This is a genomic window from Desulfosediminicola flagellatus (assembly GCF_005116655.2).
Lineage (GTDB): Bacteria > Desulfobacterota > Desulfobulbia > Desulfobulbales > Desulfocapsaceae > Desulfopila > Desulfopila flagellata.
In genome coordinates, this window is sequence record NZ_CP050698.1 from 5,519,318 (window position 1) to 5,541,753 (window position 22,436).

General features: G+C 45.8%; 18 protein-coding genes. 17 read left to right on the plus strand and 1 reads right to left on the minus strand.

The genetic code is table 11. From position 1 onward, the window contains the following. The first annotated feature begins 92 nt into the window (after nucleotides 1–92). From FCL46_RS22825 to FCL46_RS22885, 13 genes are all read left to right on the plus strand, one after another. Nucleotides 93–2,720: a hybrid sensor histidine kinase/response regulator gene (locus FCL46_RS22825; protein ID WP_136809428.1), complete on the plus strand. Its 2,628-nt coding sequence runs from the start codon at nucleotides 93–95 to the stop codon at nucleotides 2,718–2,720. Next, nucleotides 2,717–4,156, plus strand: coding sequence for a sigma-54-dependent transcriptional regulator (locus FCL46_RS22830; RefSeq protein ID WP_136809429.1), 1,440 nt, complete (start codon nucleotides 2,717–2,719; stop codon nucleotides 4,154–4,156). Before FCL46_RS22825 ends, FCL46_RS22830 begins: the two co-directional genes overlap by 4 nt. 664 nt (nucleotides 4,157–4,820) lie before the next feature. Continuing rightward, nucleotides 4,821–5,384: a LutC/YkgG family protein gene (locus tag FCL46_RS22835; RefSeq protein ID WP_167506005.1), complete on the plus strand. Its 564-nt coding sequence runs from the start codon at nucleotides 4,821–4,823 to the stop codon at nucleotides 5,382–5,384. A gap of 30 nt (nucleotides 5,385–5,414) precedes the next feature. Next, a complete protein-coding gene (gene ldhH / locus FCL46_RS22840) occupies nucleotides 5,415–7,583 on the plus strand; it encodes an L-lactate dehydrogenase (quinone) large subunit LdhH (protein ID WP_136809431.1) in 2,169 nt (722 codons plus the stop codon). A 222-nt stretch (nucleotides 7,584–7,805) separates the two neighbouring features. Beyond that, nucleotides 7,806–8,009: a hypothetical protein gene (locus tag FCL46_RS22845; RefSeq protein ID WP_136809432.1), complete on the plus strand. Its 204-nt coding sequence runs from the start codon at nucleotides 7,806–7,808 to the stop codon at nucleotides 8,007–8,009. A gap of 262 nt (nucleotides 8,010–8,271) precedes the next feature. Beyond that, on the plus strand, nucleotides 8,272–8,607 hold the full coding sequence (locus FCL46_RS22850; RefSeq protein WP_136809433.1) for a hypothetical protein: 336 nt from the start codon (nucleotides 8,272–8,274) through the stop codon (nucleotides 8,605–8,607). Nucleotides 8,608–8,863: 256 nt separating this feature from the next. Continuing rightward, a complete protein-coding gene (locus tag FCL46_RS22855) occupies nucleotides 8,864–9,619 on the plus strand; it encodes a DUF533 domain-containing protein (RefSeq protein WP_136809434.1) in 756 nt (251 codons plus the stop codon). Nucleotides 9,620–10,003: 384 nt separating this feature from the next. Beyond that, nucleotides 10,004–10,534, plus strand: a complete 531-nt coding sequence (locus FCL46_RS22860; RefSeq protein ID WP_136809435.1) for a P-loop NTPase family protein — start codon at nucleotides 10,004–10,006, stop codon at nucleotides 10,532–10,534. Between the two features lie 122 nt (nucleotides 10,535–10,656). After that, on the plus strand, nucleotides 10,657–11,358 hold the full coding sequence (gene aqpZ, locus FCL46_RS22865; protein WP_136809436.1) for an aquaporin Z: 702 nt from the start codon (nucleotides 10,657–10,659) through the stop codon (nucleotides 11,356–11,358). A 511-nt stretch (nucleotides 11,359–11,869) separates the two neighbouring features. Next, nucleotides 11,870–12,268, plus strand: a complete 399-nt coding sequence (locus FCL46_RS22870; RefSeq protein ID WP_136809437.1) for a PaaI family thioesterase — start codon at nucleotides 11,870–11,872, stop codon at nucleotides 12,266–12,268. Nucleotides 12,269–12,714: 446 nt separating this feature from the next. Further along, on the plus strand, nucleotides 12,715–14,091 hold the full coding sequence (locus FCL46_RS22875) for a glycosyltransferase family 1 protein (RefSeq protein ID WP_136809438.1): 1,377 nt from the start codon (nucleotides 12,715–12,717) through the stop codon (nucleotides 14,089–14,091). Then, a complete protein-coding gene (locus tag FCL46_RS22880; RefSeq protein ID WP_136809439.1) occupies nucleotides 14,088–14,753 on the plus strand; it encodes an alpha/beta hydrolase in 666 nt (221 codons plus the stop codon). The genes FCL46_RS22875 and FCL46_RS22880 overlap by 4 nt, the downstream gene beginning before the upstream one ends. A gap of 3 nt (nucleotides 14,754–14,756) precedes the next feature. After that, nucleotides 14,757–15,896 carry a radical SAM protein gene (locus FCL46_RS22885; protein WP_136809440.1) on the plus strand — a complete coding sequence of 380 codons (1,140 nt, stop codon included), beginning with the start codon at nucleotides 14,757–14,759 and terminating at the stop codon, nucleotides 15,894–15,896. A 120-nt stretch (nucleotides 15,897–16,016) separates the two neighbouring features. Here the strand turns inward: FCL46_RS22885 and FCL46_RS22890 are convergent, their stop codons facing one another. Next, on the minus strand, nucleotides 16,017–18,545 hold the full coding sequence (locus tag FCL46_RS22890; RefSeq protein ID WP_136809441.1) for a sensor domain-containing diguanylate cyclase: 2,529 nt from the start codon (nucleotides 18,543–18,545) through the stop codon (nucleotides 16,017–16,019). Nucleotides 18,546–18,665: 120 nt separating this feature from the next. Between FCL46_RS22890 and FCL46_RS28950 the strand changes: the two genes are divergently transcribed. The 4 genes from FCL46_RS28950 to FCL46_RS22905 all read left to right on the plus strand — a co-directional run bounded on the left by FCL46_RS28950 (nucleotide 18,666) and on the right by FCL46_RS22905 (nucleotide 22,435). Continuing rightward, a complete protein-coding gene (locus FCL46_RS28950) occupies nucleotides 18,666–18,767 on the plus strand; it encodes a DUF2767 family protein (RefSeq protein ID WP_420811248.1) in 102 nt (33 codons plus the stop codon). Nucleotides 18,768–19,449: 682 nt separating this feature from the next. Beyond that, entirely contained in the window at nucleotides 19,450–20,946 is a 1,497-nt protein-coding gene (locus FCL46_RS22895; RefSeq protein ID WP_136809442.1) for a phytoene desaturase family protein, read from the plus strand. Next, nucleotides 20,943–22,175 (plus strand): beta-ketoacyl-[acyl-carrier-protein] synthase family protein, encoded by a 1,233-nt coding sequence (locus FCL46_RS22900; protein WP_136809443.1) that lies wholly within the window; start codon nucleotides 20,943–20,945, stop codon nucleotides 22,173–22,175. The genes FCL46_RS22895 and FCL46_RS22900 overlap by 4 nt, the downstream gene beginning before the upstream one ends. Beyond that, nucleotides 22,172–22,435 carry an acyl carrier protein gene (locus FCL46_RS22905; protein WP_136809444.1) on the plus strand — a complete coding sequence of 88 codons (264 nt, stop codon included), beginning with the start codon at nucleotides 22,172–22,174 and terminating at the stop codon, nucleotides 22,433–22,435. Before FCL46_RS22900 ends, FCL46_RS22905 begins: the two co-directional genes overlap by 4 nt. Nucleotide 22,436: the final 1 nt, after the last annotated feature.

The window sequence follows — 22,436 nt, forward strand, 5'->3', positions numbered from 1 at the left end:
CCAATTTTCCCTATTTCTTCGTTGGTCTCAAATTTTAATCCTCAGGTAACTACAGCACAATCCTGCGTTACATATATACACGGTGTTTCACGATGCGGATTCTCAAATATTTTCTGCCTTTACTTCTGCTCCTTGCTATTCTTCCCGGACTTGCAACTGCCCAAAAGGATAAGAAAAATATACTCTACCTCAACTCCTACCATGATGGTTACCAGTGGTCAGACAAAATGCTGGAGGGAGTGCGTAAAGTGCTCAACAACAGCAAATACAAGATAGACCTGCAGATAGAGTACATGGACGGCAAAAAGTATGAGTATGATTTCATTAAGCCGAGACTCTATACGCTGTATAAAGACAAATTTAAGAACGAAAACTTTGATATCATTATGATATCAGACAATGACGCACTTAATTTCCTTCAGGAGTATAGAGATGATCTATTTCCGAACGTGCCCATTGTTTTCTTCGGTATAAACGGTATCGACACGGTGGACCTGTCAATGCCCCAAATTACCGGCGTTATTGAGAACTTTGACCTGGCAAGTACCCTTGCGATAGCTAAAAAATTACACCCCGACAAAAAGCGCATGATTGTTTTCGGGGATGACTCGGTGACAGGGCACGCGATAGCAAGCCAGGTGAAGAAAAAAGTTACGATGTCTAACCCGGAACTTGAAGTGGAATTCTGGTTCAGCCTCTCACTTGAAGAGACCAAAAAGCGCATTTCCGACCTCCCGGACGATACCTTTCTATTTTTTATTCCATGGTACCAGACCGTTGATGGCAGGTTCTATACCACCGAAGAGGTAATGAAAGAGATTTATGACCTCTCTTCCGTTCCCCTATACACCACCTGGGAGTTCCTGCTTGGCCATGGTGTTGTGGGCGGGCGTTTGCTTTCCGGCATTCACCATGGTGAAACTGCTGCGTCTATTGCCCTGCGAATTCTTGATGGGGAGCCTGCAGACTCTATTCCCATTGAGCTGGAGCCAGCCGGCGTCTATATGTTTGATTATAAGGTTATGGAGCGACTCAATATCGACCAGTCGCTGCTGCCGGACAATGCCTCTATTATCAATAGCCCTAAGATATTTTACGAACTCTCCAAAGAACTCTTCTGGACCATAATGGTCAGTTTTCTGTTGCTGCTCACAGCACTGCTTTCACTCCTGATCGCCATGACTGAGCGCCGAAAGGTGGAACGACAGGCACTGGAGCAGCTCTCCTTTCTTGAAACGCTGATGGATACAATTCCCCAGCTTGTCTCCTGGAAGGATATTCATGGTAAATATCTGGGAGCCAACCGTTCATTCACCGAATTTTTCGGCGTCGAAAGCCCTGAAAAGATGAAGACGAGAACAGCTATAGATGTGGTCTCTGATGGTGAATACGGCCGTTGGTCAACCAATACAGACAATGCGGTCGTTAACCAGAGAAAGGCTTTCAGAAAAATTCGCAGAAAAATTATCGACCATACAGGTAAACCCGGTTGGCTTGAGGTAAATAAAGTTCCACTCCTTGATCAGGCCGGCAATATCGTCGGAATCTTGAGCACTGCTGAAAACATAACCAAAGAACAGAACCTCGAAAAGCAGTTGATCCAGTCCCAGAAAATGGAAGCTATAGGTACGCTTGCCGGAGGTATCGCTCATGATTTCAACAACATTCTCACTTCAATCATAAACTCTACGGAGCTTGCCATGTGGGATGTCGAACCTGACTCCCAGACAGCAAAAGACTTGCAGCGAGTGTTAAAAGCAGCTCGTCGTGGCGGCAGGGTCGTCAAGCAGATACTCTCATTCAGCCGGCCATCAAGTGAAGGTTTTCGCCCAACGGATATCTCCCAGATTATTTACGAGGTTGTCAGCCTGATAGATGCTTCCCTGCCTGCCAATATCAGTGTCGATGTGGAAATAAGCCATGATAACATGATTGTTGACAGTGACCCGACGCAGATTCATCAGGTTATCCTCAATCTTTGCACAAACGCTTTTCATGCCTTGCGCGGTGAAGGTGGGTTGCTCAAGGTACGCCTTACTGATGACATCGTTGACAACGAGCAGGCAACCGTAATGAACATTTCTCCGGGTGATTATATAAAAATGATAGTCTCGGACACAGGACACGGTATAGGGCCTGAAATAATCGATAATATTTTCGATCCGTTTTTCTCCACCAAGGATATCACTGAAGGAACCGGACTTGGTCTTGCTGTTGTTCATGGTATAATCAAGGGGCATAAAGGTGGTATACAGGTTAAGAGCCGTCCGGGAGAAGGAACAACATTTGAAATCTTCCTTCCTAAAAGTGGTGCCACCAATATTTATCCAGATCTCGATATGATCATGACACCGTCTGCCAACCTCTCCATACTCTTTGTAGAAGATGATGAAGACCAGCTGAACAGTGTTCCACGCATACTGAGAGAAATGGGGCATACAGTCGAAGCTATTCACGATCCGATAACAGCAATCGAAATTGCAAAACACGAACATGAGTCAATTGATATCATCATTTCCGACTACGACATGCCGTCAATGAACGGTACACAACTTGCTGCCAAACTACCGAATTTTCCATTTATTCTGGTTTCTGGGCGTGAAGATGCTATAATCGCAGCTCAGCATCATACTAATATCATAAAGATTCTCATCAAACCGTATGACAGGCATGACCTTAAGGTGGCCCTCAGTACCTGCAAGATAAGGAGTAACCCATGAACCAAATGCTCATCATCGATGATGATATTGAAGCATGTGAAACAATGGAGAGCCTGATTACCAGGCAATCCCATGCCTGCTTTATGGCAAACACCTTAAAAGTCGGATTGGAGTACCTCAATACTAACAACATAGATGTAGTCTTTCTTGATGTGCACCTCCCGGATGGAAACGGCCTGGATATTCTGCCGGCAATCATGGCTCTCGAAGACCCCCCTGAGGTTATTATCCTTACAGGAAAGGGCGACCCGGACGGAGCTGAGCTGGCAATTAAGGGAGGAGTTTGGGACTATATTTTAAAACCGTCAAGTGTCCGTGAAATCACCCTGACCCTGAATCGTGCCCTCAAGTACCGAAAGGAAAAAACTGCACGATCCGAACAGCAGCATCTTGACCTCAGCTCTGTTGTCGGAATAAGTCCTGGAATAAAGACCTGCCTGCAACTTACCTCCAAGGCAGCCAGAGCCGATGCCAACGTACTCATTACCGGTGAGACAGGAACAGGTAAAGAACTCTTTGCCCGTACCATCCATCAAAACAGCCAGCGTGCAGACCAGAAATTTGTAGTTATCGATTGCGCATCACTCACAGAGTCACTTGTGGAATCCACCCTTTTCGGCCATAGAAAAGGATCATTTACCGGAGCACAGAGCGATCAACTCGGTCTGGTCAAGCTTGCAGATGGAGGAACCTTGTTCCTCGATGAGCTCGGTGAAATGCCGCTCTCTCTGCAAAAGGTTTTCCTGCGCGTTCTTCAGGAGCGTCATTTCCGGCCAGTGGGTGCAGCCCAGGAAGAGACAAGTAACTTCAGGCTTATCGCCGCTACCAACCGCGACCTCGATTTGATGGTTGAAGAGGGCGATTTCAGAAGCGATCTGCTCTTTCGTATCAATACCATGCATATCCGCCTGCCGCCAGTACGCAAGCGAACTGAGGATATCAAGCCGCTCATTCTTGCCCGAATGAAGTACCTCAAAGAAAATTATGGGATGGCACCTAAAAAGCTTGGTGATGACTTTGTAAAAACCCTTGTCAGCTACGACTGGCCAGGCAACGTTCGTGAGCTTTTCAACATTCTCGAACGTGCCATGGTGAATGCAGAAGATGAGAACACCTTGTTCAGTGTCCATATCTCCCGCGAACTGCGGATTCAGGTCGCCAAAGCCCAGATAAAACAGATGACCGGATCGGAGGTTACAGGCAATGATGGTTTTTCAACGAACGATGGAGTCCGAAAAATCGGACACGAAATTTTTAATGACATTTTCGACCGTCCGTTGCCACCGTTGAAAGAATTTAAAGGCATGACCGAAAAGATCTATCTTAGCGAGATGATACGTCAGTGTAACGGTGACATAGCGCCGATTCTCAAAAAGTCTGAACTTTCCCGTTCACACTTCTATTCTCTATTGAAAAAGTACGGTTTGTCACTCTGATACACGAGCTTCACCGATAAGAAAATACCGGACAATACGGAACTGGTATGTTTTCCGACACACTGTCTTTTTTTTCGGACTAACGCCAGGAAACATACCAGTCGAACCATTACAGCATCATTGACAGCATCAATCAATATATCATTATTTTTCAAATACATAAGCCACCAAGGCTTGATCTATCTACCATAACCTCCAAACAGGTCTGTCCAGCATCCATCCGTTTTTCCAGAACTCTCAGCGTCACATATTTCTCCCCTCGTAAATAAATTCTATTTTACGACACATATTCAGCAATTTAAAATCATCCCTTTTAATATGGTACATATAATGCAATGATGTATTGAATGTGCGATGCAATCTGGTCACCTGGGCAGACCAGAGAAATCAATTTTCTGCTTCGGCCCCAGATTGGCACACATTAAAAATTGCAGGTGTTGTTGTGATTCACACTTACCACCAGGCCTGCACCCCGTCAGGCCTGAACCCTCCTGACATCATGCCGGAATGTAGATAAGCAGATCGGCGAACAGTGAATTATCAGTGAGTTATATGGTCGTTTCTTTGGCTGTATCGCACTGAAATGATTAATCCGTGTTTTCCCCAATGCCCTGCCCCAAGGGCCAGACCGGAAAATGGCAAAAACGAACAATGGAGTACGTTCATGACCGAAACCACTCACCTTTCCCGCTTCATGGAAACTGCCCGCCGTGTTGGAGCTAATGTAACCCAGCTGGATGGACTTCAGGATGTAGCTGCCTATGTTGCTGCAAATTCAACCGGTAAGACTCTTGTCCCGGAAACAGCACTTGCTCTGCAGCACAATCTCAAAGAGATTCTCGTAAGCGGCGGTATAGATGTCTATGAAGGCGAGTTCCGTAAGGCCGGCCACTTTCCCGGCGCCGGAGTAACATTCAGTAACTTCGCCATGGCAGATACCGGTACCGTTGTGCTCGAGTCCACGATGGAGAATGTACGATTAGCTACCACACTTCCTGAAAAGCATTTTGTAGTTGTCGATCCTGAAACAATCCTTGAAGACAACCTCGCAGCAGCAGCCCCGATGACCATGATGCACACCGGCAGTGAGCCGCGTTTTGTTGCATATGTCACCGGCCCAAGTCGTACCGCTGATATCGAGCGCGTTCTGACCATCGGCTGCCATGGCCCCAGAGAGCTGCATATTCTCGTAATTGAGGGAATTTCCAGCAACCTCATGGAAATCTAATTCACGGATCACACACTACGGAGAGTTGTCATGGGTACTACCCCAAATTATAAGAAGTCCATTGATACTGCTATAAACGACCCGAAATTAAGCAAAGCACTCCACCTCTTTGGTGATGCCTATCTTATCGCTCGCGAAAATGCCTATCGCGGCCTCGACTTTGACGCCATGCGTAATGAACTGGCAGAGATTAAAGATGAGGTACGAAAAAATCGTAAAGAGCTGCTTGCTGAATTTATCAAAAATGCTGAAGCAGCGGGTTCTAAGGTTTTCCTGGCTAAAGATGTAAAAGAGGCTAACGACTATGTCATCAAACTTGCCAAATCTAAAGATGCCAAGCTGATCGCAAAATCCAAGTCCATGGTAAGTGAGGAAGCTCACTTCAACAAAGCCATGGAAGCTGCTGGAATTCGCGCTTCTGAAACTGATCTTGGTGAATGGATTGTTCAGCTTGCAGGTCAGCGCCCAAGCCATATGGTTATGCCTGCAATCCATATGTTCAAAGAAGAAATTGCAGAGCTTTTCGGTAAAGAGGTTGGCAAAAAACTTTCCCCTGAAATTAAAGAGCTTGTTGATGTTGCCCGCGAACGACTGCGTCAGGAATACTTTAATGCGGATATCGGCCTTACCGGTGCCAACTTTCTGGTAGCAAACACCGGTGGAATCGGCCTTGTGACCAACGAAGGTAACGCCAGACTCTGTGCGACCCTTCCGGACACCCATATTGTATTTGCCAGTATCCACAAACTGGTTCGAAACACCGAAGATGCGATCAAGCTTACCCGTCTTCTGCCGAGAAACGCCACCGGCCAGCTGCTCACCTCCTATGTGACCTGGATTCGCGGAACCGTTCCTTGCGAAGAGAAGAAAAAAGAACAGCACATCATTCTTATAGATGGTGGTCGTGAAGAACTCTACGAGTCTAAAGCATGCCGCGATGCCCTGCGCTGTATTCAGTGTGGCGCATGTGCCAATGTATGCCCGGTTTACCAGTCTGTTGGCGGTCATGTTTTCGGCTCTATCTATATCTCTGCAATCGGTGTAATTCTCACCGCATTCTACGAAGGTCTTGATGCAGCAAAAGAGATCACCCGCGCCTGTATCGGCTGTCGTTCGTGTACAGCGGTATGTCCTTCCGGTATCGACCTTGAAGAAATCATCCTGCACCTGCGTAATGAAGTTACCAAAAAGCATGGCATGGGACTCATCAAGAACGTCGCCTTTAAAGCAGTTATGAAAAACCGTGGCCTGTTCCATACTATGGTCCGTGCAGCGTCTAAACTGCAACGCCCGGTTACGCATCCAGGCCGCGCTAATTCAGAGAAACGCATCATCCGTCACCTGCCGCTGCACTTCATGAACAAAGACTTCACCGAATGGCGTGATCTGCCTTCTGTTGCTGAGAAATCGTTTAGAGATATGTTCAAGGACATCCCGCAGAATGTCACTAAACCTAAATATAAAGTTGGCTTCTTTGTCGGCTGTGGCGCTGATTTCGTCTACCCTGAAGTTGGTACCAGCCTTATCAAGGTACTTAACTCTCTTGGAGTCGAAGTTGTTTTCCCTCAGAAACAGAACTGCTGCGGTATACCGGCACTCTACTCCGGCGACACCGACACCGGCATTGACCTCGCCAAACAGAATGTCGAGGCCTTCTCTGAAGCAAATGTTGATTACGTCCTCAGTATCTGCCCAACCTGTACCATGGCTGTCAAACGCGACTTTGTCGAGCGGCTTGGCGAGCTGCATGATTGGTCTGATAAAGCCCATGCCTTAAGCGATAAAACCATGGACGCTTCAGACTTCCTGGAGAATGTCCTCGGAGCTTCGACAAAAATTGAAGGCAAAGCTGAGATGGGAGCGATCACCTACCATGATTCCTGTCACTTAAAGCGCGGTAACAATGTCTACAAAGAGCCACGCGCTCTACTTGAAGCTTCAGGCTTCGAAATTACCGAGATGAAAAACAGTGACCGCTGCTGTGGTTTCGGTGGTACCTACTCATTCCTCAGTCATCCGCAGATCGCTAAACAGATCACCACTGACAAGGTTGATGCGATTAAAGGTACCAACGTCAAGACAGTTGCTATGGACTGTCCGGGCTGTATGATTATGCTTAAAGGTGCAATGGGTAAAGCCAATCCGAATATCCGTTGCGTACATACCGTCGAACTGATGGCTGAAGCACTGGATAAGTAATACATTTCCACTGGCACAGTGCGATGCAGCCCCACCCTGTATCGCATTGATTATTTGTATAAAAGCAAAACCTTAGCATTCAGCCTGAAACTCAGCATTTTATTCAATATCGAACCACGAGTCGTGTTTTTACCACTGCCATATTAATACTATGGCGAGGATTACAACCCGACACGTAACGCTGAGATTGAGTAAAAGGATAGTTTCAGGAGGAGGAACACAATGAGCGATAGATTACCTATAGTAGACAACCTCTGTACAAATCCTGAAAACCACAAGGCACATATGTGCGAACTTCGCCTTGCAGGACGTGATAAGGAAATTGAAAAGTATTCAAAAGATCCAAAATACGTCTGCGGCAACTGCGGCACCCAATCAAATGAGCAGGGTGCTCTGTGTGCGCCCGGCCCGCTTGACAGCGAATAAAGTTATTTCGCACTCTTCGTAGTACTTAACCAATTTAGACGGGCAGGAAACCCGATAAGATTTTTGCTCCTTCTTCATTTTGCCCGATTTGAGGATAACTCCGGCCCGTCTGGATTGGTTTTTTTGACCCAGGTCAATGCGAAAGACGTGTGTTAATTGTAATGTTTAGTAGTTTTTTCTTAAAAAACATTACACAGCTTTACGCCCATCTATTGTAAGGGGAGTAAAGTACACCAACACACACTATACACGTCGCCTTGCCATGAATATCCTTCGCATACTTCCTGTAATTCTCAGTTTTTTACTCATCGGTGCGCATTTTCAACGTGCCGGATACTCATCACTGGCCCTACTCTGCCTGCTCACTCCCTGCCTGCTATTTGTCAAACGTTCCTGGAGTATTCGCGTCGTGCAGGTACTCCTTCTCATCTCCTCTGTGGAATGGCTCCGAACCCTCTTTTTCATGATCGATCTGCGCCAGGATGCAGGAATGCCCTGGACACGTCTTGCCTTCATTATCGGCGGAGTCGCCCTGTTCACAGCAGCATCCGCATGTACCTTTTTGGGAAAGAACCTTCGTAAACGTTACGGAGTATAAGATTTTGCCTTCTACAATAGCCTACAGAGTTAAGTGAGAGTTTCGTTGTGTTTTTTTCCTGCTTGAGCATTATACTATCGGATATTTGATATCTAGCCTGAACATCTGCTGAAACAGCATAACAAATTGATACGTTGCCTGTAATTATTAATAAATAGGTGGTAACGTCCTTTCAGATTCGTGAAAATTTCAGGTTAAGGTTATGCGCGTTAGTTATATTTAGTCATTATCAATCTACACTCTCTCTGGTGCCGATATGTTTGATGCAGAAAAGCTGTTGGGCAAGATTGTCCGTGAAGTAACAGGCTCAAGCTATGGAAAAAAGAACAAGAAATATAATAAGAAACAGAAAGGACATAAGAGTCAAAAGAGCCACTCGAATCCCCTGTTGAGTGGTCTGAAATCCGGTGCCGGACTGATGACAGCCATCGGCCTGGGAATCGGGGCATATGAAATTCTGAAAAACACATCGAAACCTGCACCACAGACTCCAGCCGCTGGTCAAACGTATTCACCTCCTGGACCACCGCAACCTGGTCAGCAGATGTCACCACCCCCGCCGCCACTACCGAATAAGGCGCCTCAGGCACCTCCTGCAGCTTCTGTAACACAAACCGTTCCACCGCAGGCAGCACCCCCCTCACCAGAACCGCAAATAACGGGTATCTCAACTGAGGCTCTGGCAATACAACTTATTCGAACCATGGTAGCCGCAGCCCATGCCGATGGAACCATGGACGAACAGGAAGAGAAGGCAATTATTGAGAGAATGAAAGGTAACGAACTCAGCCAGGAAGAGCGCATGTTCTTACTGACCGAACTCCATAACCCACAAACGATAGATCAGCTGACAGCAGGAATCACAGATCCCTCTACAGCAAAAGCTATGTATATGCTGGCCGCCAGCACAATAGAAATCGACACAGATGCAGAACGCCAATGGATGGACCAGCTTGCAGGAAAGCTTGGAATAAGCAAGGCCATACAGGAGTTTATCGAAGAACAGGTGTAAATCGTATTGTGTGGCTTATCGGGTCATCAATTTTTTGGTAAGCCACGCCCCTACGTCATCATATCTTTTCTACCTGACCGTCTACTCTTGTATCGACAGGGTAGGTATATTCCTTTCAGCAAACTTTTGGCTACAACTCCGGCTTCCCTCGCTTGTCCCATAAGTGCTGTATTCCATACAGATGATCACACTACCCGCTAGGCGGGTAACCATTTCGCTGAATCCACAATAAGCTATACATCGAGTTTTATAATGTCTCATGCCTAACAATGGAGTATCTTATTGTAGGCCTATGTAGACGAATCTCAAGGTTAACCATCCAATATAACACTCATTATTTCCTGTGAGGCAGTTTCTACATAATCACTTGTTGGCCATAAGAATATGAGAACAGTAATCATTGGAAATTCAGGTAGCGGCAAAACATGGCTGTCACAGAAGTTGGCTACTCCGAATGCTCAAATAATACACCTTGATGCCCTGTTTTGGATGCCGGGTGGTTTTGACAATAAGCGAGACAGGGAAGAAGTCAATCAACTCATTTTCCAAAGCAAAGAGCATCTTAACTGGGTTGCTGAAGGGGTATTCGGAGAATTGGCGGAACATTACTTTGATGTTGCCCAAACTCTAATTTGGCTGGACATGTCCTGGGATTTATGTTGCTCCCGGCTTGAACAACGTGGCTCTGAGAGCAAAAAACATCTCGGAAGAGAACAAACTGAAGAAGGCTTGCGAAAGTTACTTGATTGGGCATCTCATTATTACGATCGAACAGACACAAGATCACGCAAAGGACATCAGTCTCTTTATAATCTGTTTCAAGAAGAGAAGATTCTGTTGAAATCTGAACTTGAAGTTGATGAATATCTGAAAAGTTCCCAAACAAGGCGCTGCACAAGAACCGGTGAGCTTTAACGTTAATTGTTCAAAAATACCATCGAGAAATTATGATGATGAAAAAAGCAGAAGTAACCGACTGATCTGTATAAATAACAGATAACTAATCAACGTTTATTACAATAAAGGAGGAGAGCACTATGACATTAACTAAAAAATTAGGCGCTGAATGTATTGGTACTTTCTGGCTTGTACTTGGAGGATGCGGCAGTGCTGTTCTTGCCGCGGCGTTTCCAGATGTTGGAATTGGTTTATTAGGGGTTTCCTTTGCTTTCGGACTTACTGTATTAACAATGGCATTCGCTATTGGTCATATTTCTGGTTGCCATCTTAATCCTGCCGTTTCATTTGGTCTTTGGTCGGGTGGAAGGTTCTCGACAACAGAACTTGGACCATATATTGCGGCACAAGTTACTGGTGGTATAGCAGGAGCAGCGGTTTTATATATTATCGCTTCTGGACAAGCAGGTTTTGATGTTGCCGCCGGATTTGCATCGAATGGTTATGCAGAGCACTCACCTGGTGGGTATAGCTTGACGGCAGCACTCGTAACTGAAATAGTAATGACGTTTATGTTTTTAATAATCATTTTAGGTGCAACAGATAAACGAGCACCTAAGGGGTTTGCTCCTATAGCTATTGGTCTTGGTCTCACTCTCATTCACCTCATCAGTATTCCTGTTACAAACACCTCTGTCAATCCAGCAAGGAGTACGGGTGTCGCAATCTTTCAGGGAAGTTGGGCATTATCCCAGTTATGGCTTTTTTGGCTTGCTCCTATTGCAGGGGCTATTTTGGCAGGTGTTGTTTATCGATGGTTTGAAAATGAGGAAAAAGCATAACAAATCAGATGCGCATGGGGGAACATCAGGAGTTGGACCTAGTTAACATTTCTGAATTAAAGAATATGTTATTTAAAATCAACCACTTCTGCTTAAGCTTAACACCTATTGAGAAGGCGTTAAGCTTAAGCAAAATATATGAGTCAACCGGGGCTGAGCGGCTCGCAGCTAAGCATTGCCTAATTCTACAGCTCATGACACCCAGTCTGTTTTCCGATTTCCCACAGATAAACGGATCAGAGTCTCATCGTGCACCCAACAAACCCAGTTGAATGGAATGGTTTGCACAAGCTTAACGCTTTCCCTTTTGAGTGGAAAAACCAGTGTGCTAACAAAAAAAAACACCTGATCAATCAGTACTTTCACGTTATCCTACCAATATCGTTCAAACTTATAAAAAATATATTTAAAAATAATTTCCGTTTTTTTTTGATTACCTGTTAATGATTTTACGAATAGATCATTATAACAAACAGAAAAGTGGTCGAAAAAGAACATATTGGTGAGGATCATGAACACTGAGGCAGCACAAAAATATTTTGCAGATGATAGATTTGCTGCTTTGACAGGGGTTGAAATAGTCGAAGTAAGAATAGGGTATTGCAAGGCCCGTCTGATTATTGAAGACAAACATATGAATGCAGCAAATGTGGTCCAGGGTGGGGCGATCTTCACTCTCGCAGATCTTGCTTTTGCTGTTGCTTCTAACAGTCGTGGCCAGCTTGCCCTTGCAATTAATGTCAACATTTCATTTCTGAAAGCTGCCTCTACAGGAATCCTCTATGCTGTCGCGACTGAAGTCAAAGAACCTGGAAGGCTAGGAGCGTATGATGTGATGGTAACTGATGAAGAGGGTGATATCATCGCACGATTCAACGGCATGGTTTACAGGAAAAATAGCCAACTATAACTTCAGGAGCGGGGCCAAGCTAATGCACTACAATCGGACAGTCAATTATTTCAAAACAGGCGTTTCAAAGGCTTAATCCAACCTTTTTATAATATCAAAAAGAGCATTGTAAAAAGATTAATTTAACCTTGTCACGCATCTCGTTTTTTTTCGAACTCAAAACCACAACATATTTCCTTTATTATCAAAGCAGCCTATGACGTTTTACTCTGTTGCCATAAGACAACAGGATAACGAAATGGATTGCAGAAAAATTCATCCACCATTATTTACATCAGAAGCCAACCTTACTCGTGTGCGAGTAGACTGATATTTCAAGCCAGGTTATCTCACTCAATCTACGTACCGAACAACGCATTTCACCCCTCCTGTTTTATAAGCATGAGAGTCTTTATGAACTGCTGAACTGTTTATCTTATTCCTTGTTTTTTTTATAAATACCAAACATGTCTCGCCTGCTCATATTTCCGTCTGGAAACACCTTCACACACATACTTGAGTGTCAAGCAATAGGTCAAAAACTCGACCTATTAGGCCATGATGTTTTCTACGGAATATCAAAACACTATGCTAGCTGGGCAGAAAACAAAAACCTCAGATACTCGTGTATTTCAGAGCTATGGGAAAAGGGGCCGACAGACCACCCGAATGTCTCATGGTTTATCGATCATGACCATGTGGCCACATGTGTTCAGGATGAAATAGATCTCATTGACGATGTACAACCGGATTATGTGCTGGCAAATTTTAAATACACATCAGGAATCAGTGCGCGTGCCGCCCAAACTCCTCTGATCTCCATGAACATCCTTTCCATGCTTCCGGAAACACAATCTAATTTTGGATATTTACCAGAAGCCAATTCAGCGGAAAGCATACAGCAACAAAAACAGCTGAATTTTTTTGATACTTTTGCATGCGCTGCACTACAGAAAGTAGCTAAAAGCGTCGGCCTAAAGCCGCTTGGCAAAATGTCTGATTATCTTGACGGTGACTGGGTTCTTGTCCCTGATTCACCTTTTTTCCAGGGAAGAGCAATTTCCTCCCTTCCAGAACACTATCAGCCGGTCAACTTCCTGCAACTCAAGAAAACACCTCCGTGGTTACAGACACTCCAGAAATGGTCCCCCAAAACATATCCAAGAGATTGTTCTCCCCCTTCCGTTGATGCCACTTTACGACAAACAGTTCAGCAGAAAATCCCAAATGAAAAATCTGTATTGCTGGCACTAGGGAGCATCTGCCGTTCTCAGGAGATTCTTGTCCACTTGATCTCAGCACTTGAAAGCGGACCATGGAAACTCTATGTCAGCATTTCCGGAACGAACAACCTGTTTCTTGAGCGGTTGAAGAGAGATTTTCCGGATGTGGTATTTGCAAGTTTTTTCAATATCGGCCAGCTGGTCGAAAACGGTCTGGACCTCTATGTCTGCCACGGAGGACTGGGCAGTATTTATGATGGACTGCAATACGCGATCCCTACTTTGATCATTCCTCAACAACCGGAGCAGGACCATAACGGTATGCTCGCTGAACACCTTGGAGTAGGGTTTCGCCTCTGGCCAAGCTATCCTTTCAGTGGCAATATTGACAGCTATAAGCAGAAACTTTTTGATACCCCGGCCTCAATCCTACGGGAAACGGTCAAACGCATATTAGATGACCAATCAACTGATAGTCGTCTTAGTATTGCCAAAAGCGCGTTTTTGAATGAAGTGCTTTCCTTCCCCGATCCGGTACAGGTATTACAACGAATCATTACTGGCGACACGATAACAATGCCTTCAAATTCGGGAATTTCAGCAATGGAAAAAGCTATATGAATATACTTTTCTTCCATGGTTTTGATTCGCATCCAGACTCTTTACAGAGATCAATCGATTGTCTGACAAAAGCAGGCCATCAGGTTACCGCACCTTTTATGACCAGCTTTTCGTTGAACAATGGAAAGCACAGCGCGCCACAGCAATGGTTCGAAGATGCACAATCACTATTGAATACCTTTGTCACCACAACACGCGGAGATATAGCTATCGCCGGCCATTCCCTTGGAGGAGCTATCTGCGCGCATCTATTAGGTCAAATCAATCCTGAAACTGACCGTAATGATCTAACTCGTCGTATCTCAAAGTGTGCCTTTCTTGCATCTCCTGCCGGTGTTGACGACCGCTTCCTCGCATACTGGCGGGAAACATCCTCTGAACAAATCGACTGGCCATTCAGCCTGCAGGTACAGATGTTTTCATTTTTGCAGCGTTGTGATGCCAAATACATGAATGTTTCAATTCCATCCCTTGTGCTCCAGGGTGACAGTGATGTGCATATCCCTCCGTCATCGGGTATAGCTCTAGCAGAAAAACTTGGAATACATTGTCATTCTATACACACTCACTCTGAAGCTGATCATTTTTTCCCCAACAACTCCTCATCAGGTGCCAGGTATCTGCAGGAAAAACTTGTAGCATTCTTTGCCAATAACGGATGATTTATGGTTATGACCGAAGCTGAAATAGTAGAAAAATACAGACAACTCTATCCCGCCATTCCTGCAACATTTCTGGACAAATTTACAAAGAGTGCAGCGGTCCGTGCAACCATTTCAAGAAAACTATGCCTTCCCGCTCCGATATTTACAGACGCTGAGATCATCCGCCCTGTCCCACCATTTTTTCTTGACCTTGAAATTACAACCTCATGTCAGTTGAGCTGCCGCTATTGTGCAAGAACCTTTATGAAGGTTTCCCCAAAGCACATGTCCTTTCAGCTATTCAGGGAGATTCTTGCTGCCAACCCGAATGTTGCTGCCATAAATCTGGTAGGCCTTGGCGAACCTCTGCTTCATCCGGAACTTGAAAGGATTCTCAACGAACTCAAAAAGCGGAAGATACGTACATCACTCGTCACAAACGCCATGGCGCTTAACGCGACAAAAGCCAGGATGCTTATTGAATGTGGGCTGAGTTCGATCACCTTCAGTCTCGATAGCACAGACCATGAACGTTTTGAATGGTATAGAGAAGGAGCAGATCTTACTATTATCCTGGATAATATCAGAGAATTTATGGCGCTGAGAAAATCCGAAGGCTCCACAATGACAGCGAGTATATTCTCGGTCCTGCAGGCAGACACGCTTCCCGGCCTGGGTGCACTCGCAAAATTCGCACGCTCAGTAAACATCCCGGCCATTGTAATTTCAGACCTGAATTTCATGGAAAACAGCAGCAAATCAATCCGTTCAGATATAAACAGAGAAACTGTGCTAACAAAAATACTCGAGCAGATGCGGGAAGTGGCAAAACAGGGAATAGTCCTGCTGGGGCCAAACATACTCGACAGTGTTAACATGGCTGAAGACTGGCCCACCTCGATACTAAAGAAACCCGAACAGATAATAAAAAAAATACACTCAAAACATCGGTATTGCCTCGCCCCTTTGCGCACGTTGGTTGTGCGCGTCGACGGTGATACCAATTACTGCAACTGTACTCCTGAAACCTCGGCAGGCAACATAACTTCAAGGCCTGTTGAGGAAATATGGTGGGACGAAGGTTTGCAGAATTTCAGGAACAATCTTTTCTTCGGCCCTGTTCCCGACTGCTGCCAAATTTGTCCGAGATTGTCCGATTGAACTTTTCTTCTTTCAATTAAGACATGGTTATACCCTTACACACAGCCATAAACCACATATCCGAGTCTTCGCTTACTGGCGAGCATTACTTCCTGGAAATTGTGACGAGTTTGAGAAAGACTATTCTCGTAGAGCCTCCCAAGCTGTGCCCTCACTTTTTTCCTTCATAGCACGTTGATAAAGTTTCACGTTGTTGCGTCCTGCTTCTTTAGCGTGGTACATCGCGACATCGGCATTCTTCATCAGCAATATCTCATCCTGGCCGTGTTTGGGAGAGATAGCAATCCCAATGCTTGACGAAATATTCACACTATGTTCACCCAGCAGAAAAGGCTGGTTGAGAACATGAAGGATTTTTTCCGCGACCAGCATAGCATCGTTATCAGCTGTGATAACTGGTAGCAAAACAACAAACTCGTCACCGCCTATACGCGCAACAGTGTCGGATTTACGCAGGCAATTCTGCATGCGTCCAGCGACCTCTTTCAGCAGCAAGTCACCTATATGATGTCCGTAATCATCATTGACGGGCTTAAATTTGTCCAGATCGATAAACATCAGAGACAGCTGTGTCTGTTCCCGTTCAGCTATCGCAAGCCCCTGTCGCAGACGGTCACTAAACAATATCCGGTTGGGCAGCCCGGTGAGTGCATCGTAATGCGCCAGACGCTGCACAAGTTGCTCGTTTTGCTTGCGTTCGGTAATGTCCGTATGTGTTCCTATCAAACGTACGGGTTTGCCGTCCGCATCACGACTGACCACCATGCCCCGGTCAAGTATCCACTTCCAGCTACCATCCTTGCATATAACCCGGTGCTCACTGACGTAGGCATCTGTTTCCCCGGTAAGATATGATTGTAATTCCATCAACGTTTCATCCTTGTCGTCAGGATGTATACGCTTATCCCATTCATCGAGGCTGTTACCTATTTCACCTTCTGTAAAACCAAGTATCTCTTTCCAGCGTTTAGAGAAGAACACTGTGTTGTTTGTAACATCCCAATCCCAGACCCCGCTCCCGGCTCCTTCCAGTGCAAATTTCCAGCGATATTCACTTTCCTTAAGCTCGCTGGTTCTGGCCTCTACCTTTCTTTCTACACGGGCGGTATAGCCCGTGGTTATCAACAGCAATGACCCCAAAAGACCCGTGCTCAAAATGCTAATAGCCAGAACCCACCACCTTTGCCACCCGCGGTGTTGCTTGAAGTAAGCAGGAGTCGGTGAGCATTCCAGCCGATAACGTCGAGAACCGAAATTGAAAGAATGTTTATAAAAGACCTCCGAAAATCCCGGTTCAAAATTGTCGTAAAGTGGCATCTGGGCATCCAGATCAATCAGCCTGGTAAAGAGCATGGGCTTAAGTTCCGGAAGCAACTTTTCCATAAAATCAACCATGTGCAGGACTGTACTGACAATCCCGGAATCCGGATCTTGTTGAGTTATCGCCATTAGCAATAAAATACCTACCTGATCCTGACGATCCTGGACGAGTTTCAGCGGTGATGATGCGACGAAATCTCCAGATTGTATAGCCTTGTCGATTGCCTCCCGCCGTTGCGAACTTGATGCGAGGTCAAACCCGACTGCAGGCTCGTTTCCAGCCATCGGCTCTATGTAGGTCACCGGACGATAGGAGTCTCGCGCAGAAGCGCGTTGCATTTGGCCTTTTTCACTTCGCTCGCGTATTTCAAAACCCGGCAAATCATCGTGTTGTGCCAACTCGAACATTACACGTTTTTCCGCACGGACTTTAGGCACCCAGCTCAAAGCTTGAATCATCGGAAATCGTGTCAGCATTTTTTGTACAAACTGCCGAAACTTAACCCGGGAAACCTCACCATCTTCATCAGACGGGATAAATAAAGCCGCCAATTGCTCAGACAAGGATTCTTGTTCTTTCAGCTTAGACTCTAACTGTATTGCTGTTTGCTGAGAGTATTGTCGAAAATCTGCAAGTGACTCAGAGTATTCCCATTGATTGACCTTGAGATACATGACCACAAAAAATAAAAATACCGCCAGCATAGGAACTGCTACAGTACTAATACGATCTCGCCACAAGGCACGTGGACTGCCGGCAACAGCCATAATTAATGGCAGCATCACGAGTACGCCAAGCGTGTCACCACCCCACCAGGCAACCCAATTGGTCACAAAACTCTCAGTCTCAAAGATGCCTAGACCCATCAATCCGCCACTAGAGATGCTCGCGCTTATCAGGCAGATGAGTGGTGACAGCAGCAGGAAGCGTAAGACCTCGACACCATTATCGAGAGGGGTTGGGTAGCCGATTGCCTTTCGCAGTAACCAGCCTCCAGCAGCGGCCTGCAAGAGCGAAGCAAACGCAATAATGCCAGCCACTGCAAAAGCTGTGGCGTTGATTTGCTGGTTAGACGAATAAGCTATCCATACGTTAAGGAAAATTGACCCAAGGAAAATCCAGGGTAAGGTTTTCCTACCGCCTATTAATACTGCCGCAACTGCAATTCCGGCAGGGGGGAACATCGGGGAGGCATATCCAGGTGGCAATGCCAGCATCATACCAAGCTTGCCGCTGATTACATACATTACGGCAAGCAGCACACCGGCCTTCAGGCCATGGTCATACGGTGACTGCGATTCTCGATTTAACGCTTTGGTAACAGACATTTAATTTGGCCTGTGGTTGTTTCTCGGATGGACACTAGTGCAACAAACACACATGTATGGAAAAAACATCAAACATATGTTTCCGCGTGTTATTGTCAACTTTTCTCGATTTGAGAAGAAATGTCTCTTCTCGGACAGCCTCCCAGAAGAGTCGTCATTGGACTGGTTCTACGGACAACTCTCAGCTCAAAGGAGCTACGAGGTCATCAACACAACAGATAACAACATAAAAACAATACCTTCCTTTCTATAATTAGCACAAAGTAGATCTTCATGTAAAATTTGACATGAAGATGGCATGAAACTTTTATGGAGTATCAGGATCAGGTGCCGTACCACGCCAACACAGGATTATCTACCATTTACTCGCTAAAAAGAATTGTAAGGCAAGGGTGCTGCCGGACATCATTATGACGAGGAGGTTTTGAATGTGGGCTTCATGTGAGCCTTCATTAAGATTATTTTAGATTTTCATCTCCATGAAATTCAGTATGGCAGCCTTTTGTTGCCTGACTTTGTCGGAATTTTGAAGAAGTGTGAAGCTGCCTGGGAGAGGGTGGGTAAGATTTTTCGTATCACAAAGGCTGCAAACAGGGCATAATCTGCTTACCTTTTGTGAGCATTGCGTAAATGCTCGGAACAGTATTCATTCTCTGAAAAGCCTATCATTAGAGATGACGTAGCGAAATGGAGACAATACGTATGAGATATTTGCCCCCCTTAGAATATACACAATAGTATTGTTGTTTTTGTCGCCATTTTCCCGTATTGTCATCCTTCAGGAAAATTTCTAGAAAATGAGACATCTAGCCATGGCAGAAACATCTGCCATCGACCTGTTTTTAATCATTTTATTCGCACAACACTGTTTAGAACATCTGTTTGAGGGGGAGGATTTTTTTGAATGAACGCTGATGTAGTCATCGTCGGGAGTGGTATAGCTGGACTGACAGCAGGAGCTATTCTTTCAAAAAACGGGAAAAAAGTCGTCATTGTTGAAAAACAGCCGGCCCCCGGAGGGGCGCTTCGACAATTCAGGCGCAACAGGATCTCATTTGATGTGGGTTTTCACTATACAGGTGGCCTTGGGTCAGGTGAAATACTCGATATTATCTGGAAATACTGTGACGTATTGCCCAAACTGTCTGTTCTCCCGTTAACACCGGGTGGGTACGATCACTTTGAGTTTTTCAAAACCAGCCAGCCTATACATGGCTACTTTTCTTATGAACGCTTTGCAGAAGAACTCAAAACACTGTTCCCGGCAGAAAAACAGGGAATAGATGTATACTTCAGCACAATCAGACAGATATGCAACGATGTGCCATTTTACAAAACGGATCTTCCATTAACACCGTTTTTACGTGGATATAAATCCAATCCACGCTCCCTTGCAGAATTTCTTGATTCACATCTGAAGGATCCCCGTCTTAAATCGGTGCTGGCTGCTCCTGCATTTTTATACGGCGTGCCGATTCAACAGGCATCACTTGAAATTCATGCACTGGTAGCTCATGGGTATTATTCAGGAGCTTATACGGTTGCTGGCGGAGGCCAGGCAATTGTTGATGCATTTATCTCAACTCTTGAGCGTAACGGCGTTCAGTTGATCACAGATGCACATGTTACCTCGCTGCAATCTGCAAACGGAGCAGTAACCGGGGTTAATATTGAAGGACATGAAGAAATTTTCTGCGATCAGGTTATCTATACAGGCCACCCTGCCACGATGGTGGAAATGGTCCCGCAATCAGTATTCAGACCTGCCTACAAAACCAGATTACGGGAGTTGGAAAACAGCCTCTCAATGTTTGCTGTGTTTTGCAAAGGAGAACACTCGCTCAATGGGAGTGAGGGGCCTGCAAATTATTATCTCCTTCCCGATGAGGGAGATGTACTGCCCAAAGATGCAAATACACCCCATAATTTACGACCAATGATGATGACCGGCAGCCAGGGCCATCCGTGTGACCCGTTGCAACAGGACCAAAATGGCATTATATTGCTGCGCCTTGGTTACTGGAAAGACACAGAACGTTTTGCAGCTGCGGGAACAGACAGAAGATCTCCAGAATATGCTGACTTCAAAATGTCTGTGGGCAGGGAAATGATAGCCAAAGCAGAACAACGCTGGGGTGATATCTGCGGGCATCTTGAACCGCTTGCGGTCGGAACGCCTCTCACCTTCAGAGACGAACTGGTAGCTCCCAACGGTTGTGCCTACGGTGCAATGCATTGTCTTGGCCAGTATAACCCGGATGTCCGCACCCGGATGCCGGGGTTGTATTTAAGCGGTCAATCAACCCTGATGACAGGAGTGGTTGGATCTTCAATATCCGGGCTGGTTGGTGCAGGGGAAATACTCGGACTGGAATCTTTGTGGAATGGAGTAACGAAGTGACGCTAAACCGTGTTGTTATCACTGGCAGAGGGGCAATATCCCCTTTCGGGATCGGTGTTCCTGCTCTTGTTGATAATATCTGGGCAGGAAAATCCGCCATCCGCTGCATGCCGGGCTGGGCAGAGATTGAAGGGCTGAGAAGTTATATCGCAGCCCCGGTCCCTGAGTTGGATTATAAGAAGTTACTCCCGCGATCTGTTCGTCGGACAATGGGTGCCGTGGCTATGTATGCAACTCTGGCTGCCAAAGAAGCGATAGCTGATGCAGCACTGGCTGACCAGATAATCACCTCAGGAGATACCGGTGTAGCCATAGGATCGACCACCGGCAGTGCAGCAGCGTATGAGGATTTTTACTCAAGATATCTGCCGCACCGAAAGCTTGGAGAAATCAAGTCTGGCGAATTCTTTCAGATGATGAGCCACAGCTGTTCAGCCAATGTCTGTCTCACCCTCGGCATTAAGGGCGAGCAGTGGGCACCTGTCAGTGCCTGCACATCTTCCTCTCAGTCCATCGGCCTTGGGTATATCCTTATCCAGAGCGGCAGGCAGAAAGTGATGTTATGCGGTGGCGCCGATGAAGCACATGCATCGGTTACAGGTGTTTTCGATCTCCTGCGGGCCGCCTCATGTAATAACGAGAATCCTGAGGAATCATGCCGCCCGTTTGAACAAAACAGGGATGGTGTCGTCTGCGGCGGTGGCAGCGGTATTCTTGTACTTGAAGATTACGAATCAGCAAAAGCACGTGGCGCAAAAATCTATGGCGAAATTGTTGGTTTTGGGAATGTAAATGATAGCGGACATATCGCGAATCCTGATAAGGACTCAATGTCTCTGGCCATGAAAAAAGCCATGCTGGAAGGCGGTTTAACCCCTGAAGATATAGATTATGTGAACGCTCACGCCACCGGCACCGAACTCGGTGACATTGCCGAGGCAACAGCAATCTGCCAGGCGGTTAACGGCGAAACACCGGTGAGTTCATTTAAGGGACATCTCGGTCACACGCTTGGTGCAGCAGGAACACTTGAGCTGATTGCTGTACTTGAAATGATGGAACGGCAGGAAATTATTCCTACCCGAAACCTGAAAGTGATTGATCCCCGCTGTTCATCGGCTAATCTGGTGAAGAGCAAAGAACGTTTACCGATCACGACAGTTTTGAAAAACAATTTTGCACTCGGGGGAGTCAACACTTCCCTTGCTATAAGGAGATACGGGTTATGATTTCTGACGATGAACTTCGGCAGAAAGTTGTTGAGGTACTGGCAGAAGAGTTTGAGCTTGATCCCGCTATTATGGGACCGGAAGCCACACTCTATGAAGATCTGGGACTAGACAGTCTTGACGCTGTAGATATGGTTGTGGTACTCGAAAAAACTTTTGGCATGAAACTCACTGATGAAGAAACATTACGATCCATCCGCACAATCGATGATCTGTTTCAGTTCCTTCTTCGCTTAAAAAACGAACAGAATAACGGGTAGC

Coding starts and splice junctions, on each gene's coding strand:
- FCL46_RS22825 (WP_136809428.1), top strand. CDS start 93: ATGCGGATTCTCAAATATTTTCTGCCTTTACTTCTGCTCCTTGCTATT.
- FCL46_RS22830 (WP_136809429.1), top strand. CDS start 2,717: ATGAACCAAATGCTCATCATCGATGATGATATTGAAGCATGTGAAACA.
- FCL46_RS22835 (WP_167506005.1), top strand. CDS start 4,821: ATGACCGAAACCACTCACCTTTCCCGCTTCATGGAAACTGCCCGCCGT.
- ldhH (WP_136809431.1), top strand. CDS start 5,415: ATGGGTACTACCCCAAATTATAAGAAGTCCATTGATACTGCTATAAAC.
- FCL46_RS22845 (WP_136809432.1), top strand. CDS start 7,806: ATGAGCGATAGATTACCTATAGTAGACAACCTCTGTACAAATCCTGAA.
- FCL46_RS22850 (WP_136809433.1), top strand. CDS start 8,272: ATGAATATCCTTCGCATACTTCCTGTAATTCTCAGTTTTTTACTCATC.
- FCL46_RS22855 (WP_136809434.1), top strand. CDS start 8,864: ATGTTTGATGCAGAAAAGCTGTTGGGCAAGATTGTCCGTGAAGTAACA.
- FCL46_RS22860 (WP_136809435.1), top strand. CDS start 10,004: ATGAGAACAGTAATCATTGGAAATTCAGGTAGCGGCAAAACATGGCTG.
- aqpZ (WP_136809436.1), top strand. CDS start 10,657: ATGACATTAACTAAAAAATTAGGCGCTGAATGTATTGGTACTTTCTGG.
- FCL46_RS22870 (WP_136809437.1), top strand. CDS start 11,870: ATGAACACTGAGGCAGCACAAAAATATTTTGCAGATGATAGATTTGCT.
- FCL46_RS22875 (WP_136809438.1), top strand. CDS start 12,715: ATGTCTCGCCTGCTCATATTTCCGTCTGGAAACACCTTCACACACATA.
- FCL46_RS22880 (WP_136809439.1), top strand. CDS start 14,088: ATGAATATACTTTTCTTCCATGGTTTTGATTCGCATCCAGACTCTTTA.
- FCL46_RS22885 (WP_136809440.1), top strand. CDS start 14,757: ATGGTTATGACCGAAGCTGAAATAGTAGAAAAATACAGACAACTCTAT.
- FCL46_RS22890 (WP_136809441.1), bottom strand. CDS start 18,545: ATGTCTGTTACCAAAGCGTTAAATCGAGAATCGCAGTCACCGTATGAC.
- FCL46_RS28950 (WP_420811248.1), top strand. CDS start 18,666: ATGTCTCTTCTCGGACAGCCTCCCAGAAGAGTCGTCATTGGACTGGTT.
- FCL46_RS22895 (WP_136809442.1), top strand. CDS start 19,450: ATGAACGCTGATGTAGTCATCGTCGGGAGTGGTATAGCTGGACTGACA.
- FCL46_RS22905 (WP_136809444.1), top strand. CDS start 22,172: ATGATTTCTGACGATGAACTTCGGCAGAAAGTTGTTGAGGTACTGGCA.